Source organism: Nocardioides sp. P5_E3, assembly GCF_054049275.1.
Genome location: NZ_JBFUMR010000001.1, coordinates 11,209 through 24,452, shown reverse-complemented (window position 1 = coordinate 24,452; position 13,244 = coordinate 11,209). Strand labels below are relative to the sequence as shown.

The following is a 13,244-nucleotide window of genomic DNA, read 5'->3' as shown; positions in this document are numbered from 1 at the left end:
CTTCTGGTGCGTTGACCGAGTACGGACCAGAGTGGTCCACCAGGACAACGGAGGAGATGAGTTGAGCCAGTTCGGTGCCGAGAAGTTCACCACCCGCAGCCGCGAGGTCGTCGAGGCTGCCCAGCTCGCCGCCACCACCGGCGGCAACACCACCACCGAGCCGATCCATCTGCTCGTCGCCCTGCTCAAGCAGGAGGACGGCGCCACCCGCAGCCTCGTGCAGAAGGCGGGCGTCGATCCCGTCGTCCTGCTCGCGCAGGCCGAGGGCGTGCAGCAGCAGCTGCCCCGCGCCACCGGCTCGACCGTGCAGCAGCCCAGTGCGTCGGCCTCGCTGACCCGCGTGCTGGCTCAGGCGCTCGACCTCGCCGCGTCCATGAAGGACGACTACGTCGCCACCGACCACCTCCTGGTCGCCACGGCGACCGTCGAGTCGAGCGCGCAGAAGGTGCTGACCGACGCGAGCCTCACCGCGGCCGGGCTGCGGGAGGCGATCACCGCGGTCCGCGGCAACCGGCGCGTGACCAGCGAGAGCGCCGAGGCGTCGTACGAGTCGCTGGAGAAGTACTCCGTCGACCTGACCAGGTCGGCCGAGGACGGCCGTCTCGACCCGGTCATCGGCCGTGACGCCGAGATCCGCCGCGTCATCCAGGTGCTGTCGCGGCGCACCAAGAACAACCCGGTCCTGATCGGCGAGCCCGGCGTCGGCAAGACCGCCGTCGTCGAGGGCCTCGCCCAGCGCGTCGTCGCCGGTGACGTGCCCGACTCGCTCAAGGGCCGTCGGGTGCTCAGCCTCGACCTGGCCGCGATGGTGGCCGGCGCGAAGTACCGCGGCGAGTTCGAGGAGCGGCTCAAGGCCGTCCTCGAGGAGATCAAGGACGCCGGCGGGCAGGTCATCACCTTCATCGACGAGCTGCACACCGTGGTCGGCGCGGGCGCCGGCGGAGACTCCGCGATGGACGCCGGCAACATGCTGAAGCCGATGCTCGCCCGCGGCGAGCTGCACATGATCGGCGCGACCACCCTCGACGAGTACCGCGAGCGCATCGAGAAGGACCCGGCTCTGGAGCGACGCTTCCAGCAGGTCTTCGTCGGCGAGCCCAGCGTCGAGGACACGATCCAGATCCTGCGCGGCATCCAGGAGAAGTACGAGGCCCACCACGGCGTGCGCATCACCGACGCCGCGCTGGTCGCGGCCGCCACGCTGTCCGATCGCTACATCCCCGGTCGCCAGCTGCCCGACAAGGCGATCGACCTCATCGACGAGGCGTCGTCGCGCCTGCGGATGGAGCACGAGTCCTCGCCCGAGGAGATCGACGTGCTCCGCCGCCGGGTCGAGCGGCTCAAGATGGAGGAGTTCGCGCTCGCCAAGGAGAGCGACGCCGCCTCGGCCGACCGGCTGGCCGTGCTGCGCAAGGACCTCGCCGACCGCGAGGAGGAGCTGCGCGGGCTCGAGACCCGCTGGGAGCGCGAGAAGGACCAGCTCCAGGGCGAGGGTGAGCTGCGCCGCCAGCTCGACCAGCTCAAGATCGAGGCCGAGAAGAAGCTGCGCGAGGGCGACCTCGCCGGTGCGTCGGAGATCCAGTACGGCCAGGTCCCGGCGCTCGAGAAGCAGATCGCCGAGGTCGAGAAGGCCGAGTCAGATGGTCTTGGCGACCTCGAGCCGCTCGTCGGCGAGGAGGTCGGTGCCGAGCAGATCGCCGACGTCGTCGAGGCGTGGACCGGCATCCCCACCGGCAAGATGCTGCAGGGCGAGACCGCCAAGCTGCTCGAGATGGAGTCGGTCATCGGCGAGCGCCTCATCGGGCAGCGCGAGGCCGTCACCGCGGTCAGCGACGCCGTACGCCGCTCGCGCGCCGGCATCTCCGACCCCCACCGGCCGACCGGGTCGTTCCTCTTCCTCGGCCCGACCGGCACGGGCAAGACCGAGCTCGCCAAGGCGCTCGCGGACTTCCTCTTCGACGACGAGCGCGCGATCGTCCGCATCGACATGAGCGAGTACAGCGAGAAGCACTCGGTCTCGCGGCTCGTCGGCGCCCCTCCCGGCTACGTCGGCTACGACGAGGGCGGCCAGCTCACCGAGGCCGTGCGGCGACGCCCCTACAGCGTCGTCCTCCTCGACGAGGTCGAGAAGGCGCACCCCGAGGTCTTCGACATCCTGCTGCAGGTGCTCGACGACGGTCGGCTCACCGACGGCCAGGGTAGAACGGTCGACTTCCGCAACACGCTGCTGATCCTGACCTCCAACCTCGGGTCCAACTTCCTCGTCGACCCGAACCTGATGCCGGACACGAAGAAGGTGTCCGTGATGAGCGTGGTCCGGCAGCACTTCAAGCCGGAGTTCCTCAACCGGCTCGACGAGGTCGTCCTGTTCGAGGCCCTGTCGAAGGACGACCTGGCCCACATCGTCGACCTGCAGCTCGCGCTGCTCGAGCAGCGGCTCGCGGTCCGGCGGATCACCATCTCGGTGACCGACGCCGCTCGCGCCTGGCTCGCCGACACCGGCTACGACCCGGCCTACGGCGCCCGGCCGCTGCGCCGACTGATCCAGTCGGCCATCGGCGACCCGCTCGCCCGCCTGCTGATCGCGGGCATGGTGACCGACGGTGGCGCGGTGACGGTGGACGTCGGCGACGACGGGCTCGTGCTCACCTGATCGGGCCGTCCCAGTCCCAGTGGGTCAGGGCGAGGTCGTCGGGGACGTCGTCCTTCGAGCGTCCCCAGGCCTGGAACGGCCCGGTCGCGGCCCACGTGACGTAGTCGGTGATCGCCCGGCGCACCTGCGGGTCGTCGGGCACACCGGCCTCGTCGAAGGAGTCGACGACGCACTGCACGAACCGGGGGCTCGCCTCGACGGCGTAGTCGCCCTCACCTGCGTGCAGGCGCTGCACGTGCGACTCGCTGCCGCCCATCGTGGAGGTGTACGTCGGCGGGCCGCCGAGTGCCTCGGCCCAGTAGGCCGCCAGCCGATCGGTGTGGTCGGGCTGGTTGTCGGCGTGGGAGAAGGGGTGGCTGAGCAGCGGGTCGGCCAGGCAGCGCTGGTGCGTCGCCTCGGCCAGCCGCACGAAGACGTCCCTCCCGCCGGCCGCCTCGTAGATCGTGCTCACCCGTCGATCGTCGTACAACGAGGGGCATTCGTCGAGGCGGTTCTCAGCGCCACTTCAGCCGGCTGCGGGATGCTGGGGGCGTGAGCACCACGACCGAGGCGACGAGACCGTGGTGGCGACTCCGGGACACACCCGTCCCGGGTGGCGTGCCGGACCTGGCGAAGGCGCTGCTGTGGACCGAGCTCGCGATCGTGCTGCTCGTCTCCCTGGGCCGGAGCGCGGTCTACTCGATCGTCAGCATCGTCTCGGCGCTCACCGCCCCGGGGCCGCTGTCGTCGCAGGCGGCCAACCTCAACAACTCCCTCGCCCCGGACCGGCCGTGGCTCGACCTGACCTACCAGCTGCTGCGCGTCGCCTTCGCGCTCGTGCCGGTGGCGCTGGCGGCGTACCTGCTGGTGCGCTCCGGGAGCAGGCTCAAGGACGTGTGGGCGCGGGACGGCGGCTGGAGCAGCCTCGGTGACTGGGGGCGCGGCGCCCTGCTCGCGGCCGGTGTCGGCTCGGTGGGCGTGGTCTTCTACCTCGCGACCTTCGCCCTCGGCACCAACCTGACGGTCGTCGCCCAGTCGCTGCCGGGGGAGTGGTGGCGGGTGCCGGTGCTGGTGCTCGCGGCCGCGCAGAACGCCGTGGTGGAGGAGTTCATCGTCCTCGGCTTCGTGCAGGTGCGGCTGCGGCAGATCGGGTTCGGCGACACCGCCGCCATCGGCTTGGCGGCCCTCCTGCGCGGCAGCTACCACCTCTACCAGGGGCTCGGCGGCTTCGTCGGCAACCTCGCGATGGGGCTGCTGTTCGGCTGGCTCTTCCGCCGCTGGGGGCGGGTGATGCCGTTCGTCGTCGCCCACACGCTGCTCGACGTGGGCGCGTTCGTGGGGTACGCCGTGCTCGCCGGGCGGGTCGACTGGCTGCCGACCCTGTGACCCGCCCGGCGGCGGGCGGTCAGCGGCGGATCTTGACCTTCTTGGAGCTCTTCCGCGCCTTCTCGTAGCCCTTCTTCCTGGCCGTCACCCGGACCGAGATCTTCTTGCCGCGGTCCTTGGCGCGGACGCGGTAGGTCGCCTGCTTGGCGCCCTTGATCTTCTTCCCGTTCTTCAGCCACTGGTAGCGCACCTTGACGCTCTTCTTGGCCGGCTTGGGCTTCCAGCCCTTCACCTTGACCGACAGCACCCGGCCGGTGCGCGGCACGCCGCGCAGCTTGGGCCGCTTCGTGCGGAACAGCGCCTTGCCGACGACGACGGACACCGCCGGAGCGGCCACCGTCGGGTAGAACGGCGCGGAGCCGAACACCTGCAGCGTGAGGGTCTTGCCGATGTCACCGCGGCCCAGCTTGAAGGTGCTGGCGGTCGCGCCCGGGACCGCGACGCCGTCGAGCAGCCACTGGTAGCCCAGGTTGACGGCCGGGGACCACGGCGTGGACGTCGCCTCCGCGGTGCCCTTGAACCGGGGGCGGCCGGCGATGCTGGCGGTGCCCGGGTAGATCTGCGACTGGCGGTAGCCCGCGACGGTCGCCATCTGCTCGTTGATCGCCAGCACGTTGTTGGTGGCAGCGGTGCCCTGGACGCGCCCGTTGTAGGTGACGTTCGGGTTGGAGAAGTAGCCGATGCGGGTGCAGTTGACCTGCTGGCGCACGCACTGGTCGTAGTAGGCCATCACCGTGATCGTCTGCGCGGCCACGTCGACGTAACCGCGGGCGTAGGGCTTCCCGTCGGTCGGCGGCTGGGACGCCCCGGCGTCGTGGTGGGCGCTGAGGTTGTGCCCGACCTCGTGGGCGAACGCGCGGAACTCGGTGGCGCAGGCGGCCGCGTAGACGACCGACCAGGCGGCGTACTGCGGGTCGTACTGCGGGTCCGTGCCGCCGAGGTAGGCGATGCCGCACGACGCGCCGCCCGGGACGCTGCCGGACAGCCAGAGGCTGACCAGGTCGGCGTGGGTCTCCTCGCGCAGCGCCTGCGCCTCGTCGAAGATGCCGTCGCCCGGGGTGCCGAGCGCCCTGAGGTTGGTGACCAGGTCGGAGGACTGCGTCGCGGCGACCTGGCGCGTGCCCACCAGCCGCACCCGGGTGCCGACGCCGGAGCTGGCGAAGGCCTCGTTGGCCTGGGTGATGCCCAGCGCGAACTGGGCCTCCATCGCGGGCTGCCCCATCTGCGCGACCAGCTGGGCGGGGTAGACGATGGCGATGTCGATCGTGTCGGGCGCGTCGGCCGAGGCGATGGGGCCCGGTGCGCCGGCGGTGTCGCCGGTGTCGCGCGGCGCGCGCGGCAGGATGCCGTGGTCGTGGGACTCGGCCTTGCCCGGGCGCTCGGGCAGGACGACGTCGTCGCCGCCAGGCGGGTCGCCCGCCTCGTCGACGACGTAGTCGCCCTCGGGCGTGCTGCGCACCTCGTAGGTGCCGTGCTCGACGGAGGCGACGTTGATGTGGGTGACCCCGCCGACCACGACGCCGGTGACGCTGCCCTTCTCGCCGATGATCCCGCCGGACCACGACGTGATCCCTGCGGCGTCGGTGCGCCGGTCGACGGCGGCGGTGACGGTCGTGTCGTCGAACAGCGCGAGGCTGATGCGGTCGCCGGTGCGTACGGCGTCGATGGCGGCGGCGTCGAGGTCGACGGAACGCGAGCGCTCACCACCCTCGGCGTCGGCGGTCGCGCGGGCGGCCGGAGCCGGGCTGAGCAGGTCCACGGGGCGGCGGTCGTCCTGCGACGCGGTGGCCATGGTGACGGGCGCTGTGGTGGCGGCCAGTGCGAGGACGCACAGGCCGGCAACGCCGACGAGTGTCCTGCTGGTGCTCCTGGTGGGCACGGTGATGGGCATGGAGTCCCCCTCTCTCTGGACCCCTACCTCCCCCGGGTGGCGGTGCCCAAACCCGGACGGGGGAACTACTCGCCCGTCTCGACCTCCTCGCGCTGCTGCTCCTCGGCGAGGGCCGGGCGGCGACGGCCCAGGAGGCCGCCCGCCCACAGCGCCCAGAGGACGAGCACGGGCTGGAAGAAGAGGCGGGTGAGGCGGGCGCGGTCGGTGTCGAGGCCGAACGCGGAGGTGCCCTCGACGTACTGCGCGATGTTGCCCGGGAAGATCGCCACGAAGAAGGCCGCCAGCAGCGCACCGACGGTGCGCCGGTGCCGCGGCAGCGCGACGAACGCCCCGCCCAGCGCGACCTCCACGACGCCGGAGGCGAGGACCGTGAGGTCCTCGTCGACCGGGAACCAGTCGGGCACCTGCGCCCGGAACTCCTCGCGTTGCGTGGTCAGGTGCAGGACACCTGCGGTCACCATGAAGCCGCCGAGGACGATGCGGCCGAGGGTCTGTGCCTTCATGCCTGCAGCCTAGGGCGGGTCCCTACGTGGTGGGCGGGACGAGGACGCCCGGGTTCATCAGCCCGGCCGGGTCGAGCGCCTGCTTGACGGCGCGCATGAGGTCGACCTCGACGTCGGACTTGTACGACGCTGCCGCCGCCACCTTGGTGCGGCCGAGCCCGTGCTCGGCGCTGATCGACCCCGCCTCGCGGGCCACCGAGTCGTAGATGGCGGCCGTCAGGTCGGCCGCCGCGGCACGGAGTACGTCGTCATCGCTGCGACCGTCGGCCAGGGGCGCGTTGAGGTTGTAGTGGAGGTTTCCGTCGCCGACGTGGCCGTAGGTCACCAGCCGCACGCCCGGGCAGACCTCCTGCAGCCGCGGCCCGATCGTGGTCGCCCACTCCGCGAGCCGGGCGATCGGCAGGGTGACGTCGTGCTTGAGCGTGGCACCCTCGACCTTCTGCACCTCGGAGATGCCCTCGCGCAGGGCCCACAGGGCCGACCGCTGCGCCGGGCTGCCGGCGATCGCCGCGTCGTCGGCGGTGCCGGCCTCGACGGCCTCGCCGAGCAACGACTCGAGGGTCTCGTCCAGCCCGGCGTCGGAGGCGGAGCCGGCGAGCTCGACCAGGACGTACCAGTCGCTCGGCTCGCCGAGCGGGTCGCTCGCCCCTGGCAGGTGGGCGAGGACGAGGTCGATGGCCTGTCGGTTGGCGATCTCGAACGTCGACAGGTGCACGCCGGCGTGCTGCTGGGCCAGGCCGAGCAGGGACACCGCGGCGTCGACGGAGGGCACGGCCACCCAGGCCGTGGCGTGCCGCGGGGTGGCCGGGAAGAGCCGCAGCACGGCGCCGGTGATCACGCCGAGGGTGCCCTCGGCACCGACGAACAGCTGCGTGAGGTCGTAGCCGGTGTTGTCCTTGCGGAGCCCGCGCAACCCGTCCCACACCCGGCCGTCGGGCAGCACGACCTCGAGGCCGAGCACCAGCTCGCGGGTCATGCCGTAGCGCAGCACCGCGGTGCCGCCGGCGTTGGTCGAGAGGTTGCCGCCGATGGTGCAGCTGCCCTCGGAGCCCAGCGACATCGGGAAGAGCCGGTCGACCTTCTCGGCCGCCGCCTGCACGTCGGCCAGCACGACGCCCGCGTCGACGGTGACGGTGCCGGCGACCGGGTCGACCTCGCGCACGCGGCGCATCCGGCCGAGGGAGAGCACGACCTGGCTGCCCGACGCGTCGGGCACCCCGCCGCCCACCAGCCCGGTGTTGCCGCCCTGCGGCACGACCGCCACACCCGCCGCGGCGCAGGCCGCGACGACCGCGGCCACCTCCTCGGTCGAGCCCGGCCGCACCACCGCGAGGGCCCGCCCGGCGTGGGTGCCGGTCCAGTCGACGACGTACGCCGCGACATCGGCGTCCTCGGTCAGGACGTGGTCGGCGCCGATGCTCGTGCGCAGCTGGTCGAGCAGGTCGTCCATGGTTCTCCTTCTGGTCGGTCGGGTCGGTGGGGCGGGTCAGCCCAGCAGCACGGCGACGAGCAGTGCCACGGGCAGGGAGGCGAGGGTGGTCACCAGGATGGTCTCCCGCGAGACATCCTCGCCGACGCGGTAGCGGGTGGCGTGCAGGAAGATGTTCTGCGCGGTCGGCAGGGCGGCGGTGATGACGACGCCGAGCAGCACGCGGTCGTCCAGGCCGAGGGCCACGCCGACCAGCCAGGCGACCACCGGCATGACCGCCATCTTGAGGACCGTCGCGAGGACGACCTCGCCGTTGTGGCCGGCCCGCCCGATCGGCGGGCTCAGCCTCAGCGCGGCGCCGTACGACATCAGCATCAGCGGGATCGCCGCACCGGCCAGCATCTCCAGCGGCGACAGCAGGGCCGCCGGCAGCCGCCATCCGGTCGTCGCCAACACCAGGCCGACGACGGCGGAGATGGTGAGCGGGTTGGTGACGAGCCGTCGGACGGCCGGGCCCACGCCCTCGCCGCGGCCGGTGATCCGGTCGAGGACGATCAGCGCCGCCGGTTGCACGAGCAGCATCTGCACGAGCAGGGTCGGCACGACCACGGTGATGTCACCGACGACGTAGGCCGCGATGGCGATGCCGAGGTTGCCCGCGTTGACGTAGGACGACGACAGCGCGCCGAGGAGCAGCGAGCCGGTGTCGAGGCCCCAGCGCAGCCGCGCGATGACGACGTACGCGACGAAGCAGGCCCCGAGCGAGATGGTCGAGGCGACCAGGTTGGCCGCCGCCGTCTCGAGGTGGACCTTGCTGATGGTGACGACCATGAGGGCGGGGGAGGCGACGAAGAACGCGATCTCGCCGAGGGTGCGCTGCGAGCGGCGGTCGAGCACGCCGACGTGGGCGAGCGCCGCGCCGGCGGCGATGACGACGAGGATCGTGGTGAAGCCGATCAGGAGGCCCATGCGTGCTCGCTCCTCTCGCTCCGGTCGTGTTTGGGTATCGCGCGATAGCGAGGTCGACTTGGACGCCGCGACCGCCGCCCGGCAAGGATGGCGTGGTGACCACCGACACCCAGCACCCGGTCCGTGTCGTCCAGCTCGGCGGGCTGATGCCCTTCGTGCGCGAGTGGCTGTCGGAGCGGTACGCCGCCCCGCAGCGGGAGGACCTCGGCGACCCGGCGGGCGTTGCGGTCGCCGTGGTCGGTGGCGGTGGGCGGGCCGGCGCGGAGGAGATGGACGCCCTGCCCGACCTGCGGGCGATCGTGAACTTCGGCGTCGGCTACGACAACGTCGACGTGACCGAGGCGCAGCGCCGCGGCATCGTCGTCTCCAACACCCCCGACGTGCTCACCGACGCCGTGGCCGACCTGGYGGCCTTCCTCGTCGTCGACGTGCTGCGCGGCATCACGGCCGCCGACCGGTTCGTGCGGACCGGTGCGTGGGCGCGCGGCGAGAAGATGCCGCTGACCCGCGACGTGCGCGGCGCGGTCGTCGGCGTGCTCGGCCTGGGCCGGATCGGGACTGCGGCGGCGGAGCGGCTCGAGGCCTTCGGTGCCGAGATCCACTACCACTCGCGCAGCCCCAAGGGCGTCGCGTGGACCTACCACGACAGCCCGGTCGCGCTGGCTGCTGCGAGCGACGTGCTGGTGGTGCTGACACCCGGTGGCGTCGGGACCGACGGGCTCGTGGACGCCGCCGTCCTGGACGCGCTCGGCCCCGAGGGCTACCTGGTCAACGTCGCCCGCGGCTCGGTCGTGGACGAGGATGCCCTGGTCGCGGCGCTCGAGGCCGGTCGCATCGCCGGTGCCGGGCTCGACGTGTTCGCCGACGAGCCGCGCGTGCCCGCGGCCCTCCTGGAGCGCAACGACGTCGTGCTGCTGCCCCACGTCGGCAGCGCGACCGTCGAGACCCGGGAGGCGATGGGCCGGCTCGTGCTCGACAACGTCGACGCCTTCCTCGATCGCGGCGAGCTGGTGACCCCGGTCGGCTGACCGTCCCGCCCTCACCACGCCCGCAACCGGGCGTGCGCGGAGGTCAGGTCGGCGAGCGTGGGCGTGCCGAGCATGCCCATCGCGCGCCGCATCTCGTCGGTGAGGAGGTCGAGCACGTGGGTGACGCCGCGCTGCCCGCCGACCATGAGTCCGTAGAGGTAGGCGCGCCCCACCATCACGCCGGTGGCGCCGAGCGCGACTGCGGCGACCACGTCACCGCCGCTGCGGACGCCTGAGTCGACGTACACCTCCGCACGGCCGGCGACCGCCTCGACGACCGCGGGCAGCAGCTCGAACGGCACCGGGGCGCGGTCGAGCTGGCGTCCACCGTGGTTGGACAGCACGATCGCGTCCGCACCCGCATCGACCGCGGCGACGGCGTCGACGACCGACTGGACGCCCTTGACGACGACCGGGCCGCCCCACTCCTCGCGCAGCCAGGTGATGTCGGCGGGTCGGATCTCCTGCTCGCGCAGCTCGTTGGACATGCCCCACCGGGCGTGCGCGGACCCCTCGGGGAACGTCGCGAAGCGCAGCGGCTCGGTGGTGAGGATGTCGGCGACCCAGCCGGGGTGGCGGGCCATGCCGGCCATCGTGCGCGCGGTGAGCTGGGGCGGGATGGCGAAGCCGTTCTGCTTGTCCTTGCGCTTCATGCCGGTGACGGTCGTGTCGATGGTGAGCACCAGCGCCTCGAAGCCCTGCGCGCGCGCCTCGTCGAGGTGCGCCCGGGTCACGGCGCGGTCCTTCATCAGGTAGACCTGGAACCAGTTGCGGCCGCCCGGTGCCGCGCGCGCGACGTCGGTGATCGAGGTCGTGGCGTAGGTCGACAGGGTGTACGGCAGGCCGGCCTGCTCGGCCGCGCCGGCCGCGGCGCGCTCACCGGTGTGGTGGCTCAGCCGCGTGTAGCCGGTCGGTGCGAGGACGATCGGCGCCGCGGCGGTCCGGCCCAGCAGGGTGGCGGTGGTGTCGGGCGCGGCGACCTGGCCGAAGGTCGTCGGCATGAGCTCGACGCGGTCGAAGGCGTCGGCGTTGCGGCGCATCGCGAGCTCGGAGTCGGAGCCGCCGGCGACGTAGTCCCAGACCGCGCCCGGCACGCGCCGGCGGGCCAGCCGCTCGACGTCGTCGACCGACAGGCAACGCGCCAGGCGACGTCGTACGACATCACGCTCGACGGGACGTGGCCGCAGGAACGGCTCGAGGTCTCGCCAACGAGGGACCTGTCGACGGCTGCTGACCTGGCTCATCACGACTCCTCACGAGCGGGGCTTGACGTACTTGTGTAATGAGTTGCACACTCATCATACAAGTTAGCTCGTACCTGTTCGCGATGACCCGAGGAACCCCGATGACGCAGACCCTTGTCCCGCCCACCGCGACCCCCACCACGGGCGACCGCATCCGCAGCGTCACGCTGTCGCACGTCGTGCTCCCGCTGCCCAACCCGGTCAGCGACGCCAAGGTCCTCACCGGCCGCCAGAAGCCCCTCACCGAGACGGTGATGCTCTTCGTCGAGCTCACCACCGAGCAGGGCCTCGAGGGCATGGGGTTCAGCTACTCCAAGCGCGCGGGCGGCAAGGGGCAGTACGCCCACCTCAAGGAGGTCATGGACGTCGCCATCGGCCAGGACCCCAACGACATCGCCAAGATCTACGAGTCGCTCATGTGGGCCGGTGCGTCCGTCGGCCGGTCCGGCGTCGCCACGCAGGCGGTCGCCGCGCTCGACGTCGCGCTCTACGACCTCAAGGCCCGCCGCGCCGGCCTGCCGCTCGCCAAGCTCCTCGGCGCGCACCGCGACTCGTGCCGCGTCTACAACACCTCCGGCGGCTTCCTCCAGGCCTCCGTCGAGGAGATCAAGGAGAAGGCCACCGCCTCCCTCGAGTCCGGCATCGGCGGCATCAAGATCAAGGTCGGCCAGCCCGACTGGCGCGAGGACCTGCGCCGCGTCGCCGCGCTCCGCGAGCACCTCGGCGACGGACCCTTCATGGTCGACGCCAACCAGCAGTGGGACCGCGCCCGCGCCCGCCGGATGTGCCGCGAGCTCGAGCAGTTCGACCTGGTCTGGATCGAGGAGCCCCTCGACGCGTGGGACCACGTCGGCCACGCCGACCTGTCGAAGACCTTCGACACCCCCATCGCCACCGGCGAGATGCTGACGTCCGTGGCCGAGCACATGGGCCTCGTCGACGCCGGCTACCGCGGCATCGTGCAGCCCGACGCGCCGCGCATCGGCGGCATCACGCCGTTCCTCAAGTTCGCCACCCTCGCGGCGCACCACCGCCTCGACCTCGCGCCGCACTACGCGATGGAGATCCACCTCCACCTCGCGGCGACGTACCCCACCGAGCCGTGGGTCGAGCACTTCGAGTGGCTCAACCCGCTCTTCGAGGAGCGCATCGACATCCGCGACTGCCAGATCTTCGTGCCGGACCGTCCGGGCCTCGGCTTCACGCTCACCGAGCGGATGCGCGAGCTCACCGTGGAGACCGCTACCTTCTCGGCATGACCACCCTGTCGGCGGGCGTCGTCGCCGGCCTCAAGGACAAGATCCTGGCCGGTGAGCTCGCCCCGGGGGCCAAGCTCCCGTCGGAGTCGGAGCTCATCGAGGAGTACGCCGTCTCGCGCACCGTCGTGCGCGAGGCGGTGACCCGGCTCCGGGCCGAGGGCCTGGTCGAGACCCAGCAGGGGCGCGGGTCGTTCGTGCTCGCGGTGCCCGAGTCGTCGTCGTTCAACGTCGAGTCGTCCGCGATCCGCACCCAGGCCGACGTCCTGGCGATGCTCGACTTCCGCATCGGCGTGGAGAGCGAGGCTGCCGCGCTGGCCGCCCTGCACCACACGGCTGACGACGCCTCGGCCATCGAGGACGCGCTGGCCGGGTTCACCCGGGCCGGGCACGAGGGGGCCGTCGAGGCCGACTTCGCCTTCCACCTCGCCGTGGCGCGGGCGACGGGCAACCGGTTCTACGTCGACCTGCTCGGCTCGCTCGGGCCGATGATGATCATGCTCCCGCGCACCCGCCTCGGCGACGCGTACTCCATGACCGACGCCACCCACGTCGAGCGGGTCCAGCGCGAGCACGACAACGTCGCCGCAGCGGTCCTCGCCGGTGACGTGGAGACCGCCCGCGCCGCCATGCGGCTCCACCTCGGCAACACCCGCCGCCGCGTCGGCTGACCGGGCACCTCCTCGCGCTACGGGGCGGCGACCGGGCACTTCCTCGCGCTACGGGATGGCGACCGGGCACTTCCTCGCGCTACGGGGCGGCGAGCGGGCACTTCCTCGCGCTACGGGGCGGCGAGCGGGCACTTCCTCGCGCTGCGGGGCGGCGACCGGGCACTTCCTTGCCCAAGCGGTGGGGTTCCAGCGCGAGGAAGTGCCCGCTCGATGGGTTCTGGCGCGAGGAAGTGCC

The 13,244-nt window shown here is 72.3% G+C and carries 11 protein-coding genes; 5 read left to right on the top strand and 6 right to left on the bottom strand.

Annotated elements, in window-relative coordinates; genetic code table 11:
• Positions 1–61 precede the first annotated feature (61 nt).
• On the top strand, positions 62–2,653 hold the full coding sequence (gene clpB / locus ACXJKB_RS00115; protein ID WP_457184468.1) for an ATP-dependent chaperone ClpB: 2,592 nt from the start codon (positions 62–64) through the stop codon (positions 2,651–2,653).
• Here clpB and ACXJKB_RS00110 read toward each other — a convergent pair.
• Positions 2,646–3,104: a globin domain-containing protein gene (locus tag ACXJKB_RS00110; RefSeq protein WP_457184467.1), complete on the bottom strand. Its 459-nt coding sequence runs from the start codon at positions 3,102–3,104 to the stop codon at positions 2,646–2,648. The two genes, clpB and ACXJKB_RS00110, sit on opposite strands and share 8 nt — an antisense overlap.
• An 80-nt stretch (positions 3,105–3,184) precedes the next feature.
• Here ACXJKB_RS00110 and ACXJKB_RS00105 point away from each other — a divergent pair, with 80 nt between their 5' ends.
• Entirely contained in the window at positions 3,185–4,018 is an 834-nt protein-coding gene (locus tag ACXJKB_RS00105; protein ID WP_300047712.1) for a CPBP family intramembrane glutamic endopeptidase, read from the top strand.
• Positions 4,019–4,037: 19 nt separating this feature from the next.
• On the opposite strand, the gene ACXJKB_RS00100 is transcribed toward ACXJKB_RS00105, so the two are convergent.
• The 4 genes from ACXJKB_RS00100 to ACXJKB_RS00085 form a co-directional block, all read right to left on the bottom strand.
• The gene (locus ACXJKB_RS00100) at positions 4,038–5,909 is read right to left on the bottom strand and encodes a reprolysin-like metallopeptidase (protein ID WP_457184466.1); all 1,872 of its coding nucleotides are present in this window, start codon (positions 5,907–5,909) and stop codon (positions 4,038–4,040) included.
• 65 nt (positions 5,910–5,974) lie between these two features.
• Positions 5,975–6,412, bottom strand: coding sequence for a DoxX family protein (locus ACXJKB_RS00095; protein ID WP_457184465.1), 438 nt, complete (start codon positions 6,410–6,412; stop codon positions 5,975–5,977).
• Between the two features lie 22 nt (positions 6,413–6,434).
• Complete coding sequence (locus ACXJKB_RS00090; RefSeq protein ID WP_457184464.1) at positions 6,435–7,862, bottom strand: FAD-binding oxidoreductase; 1,428 nt, start codon at positions 7,860–7,862, stop codon at positions 6,435–6,437.
• Positions 7,863–7,898: 36 nt separating this feature from the next.
• A complete protein-coding gene (locus ACXJKB_RS00085) occupies positions 7,899–8,810 on the bottom strand; it encodes an AEC family transporter (protein ID WP_300047704.1) in 912 nt (303 codons plus the stop codon).
• Between the two features lie 95 nt (positions 8,811–8,905).
• Here ACXJKB_RS00085 and ACXJKB_RS00080 point away from each other — a divergent pair, with 95 nt between their 5' ends.
• A complete protein-coding gene (locus ACXJKB_RS00080; RefSeq protein WP_457184463.1) occupies positions 8,906–9,838 on the top strand; it encodes a 2-hydroxyacid dehydrogenase in 933 nt (310 codons plus the stop codon).
• 11 nt (positions 9,839–9,849) lie between these two features.
• On the opposite strand, the gene ACXJKB_RS00075 is transcribed toward ACXJKB_RS00080, so the two are convergent.
• The gene (locus ACXJKB_RS00075) at positions 9,850–11,082 is read right to left on the bottom strand and encodes an alpha-hydroxy acid oxidase (RefSeq protein ID WP_457184462.1); all 1,233 of its coding nucleotides are present in this window, start codon (positions 11,080–11,082) and stop codon (positions 9,850–9,852) included.
• A gap of 101 nt (positions 11,083–11,183) precedes the next feature.
• On the opposite strand from ACXJKB_RS00075, the gene ACXJKB_RS00070 reads away from it, so the two are divergent.
• Positions 11,184–12,341 (top strand): L-talarate/galactarate dehydratase, encoded by a 1,158-nt coding sequence (locus tag ACXJKB_RS00070; RefSeq protein ID WP_457184461.1) that lies wholly within the window; start codon positions 11,184–11,186, stop codon positions 12,339–12,341.
• Positions 12,338–13,009, top strand: a complete 672-nt coding sequence (locus ACXJKB_RS00065; protein WP_457184460.1) for a FadR/GntR family transcriptional regulator — start codon at positions 12,338–12,340, stop codon at positions 13,007–13,009. The genes ACXJKB_RS00070 and ACXJKB_RS00065 overlap by 4 nt, the downstream gene beginning before the upstream one ends.
• Positions 13,010–13,244: the final 235 nt, after the last annotated feature.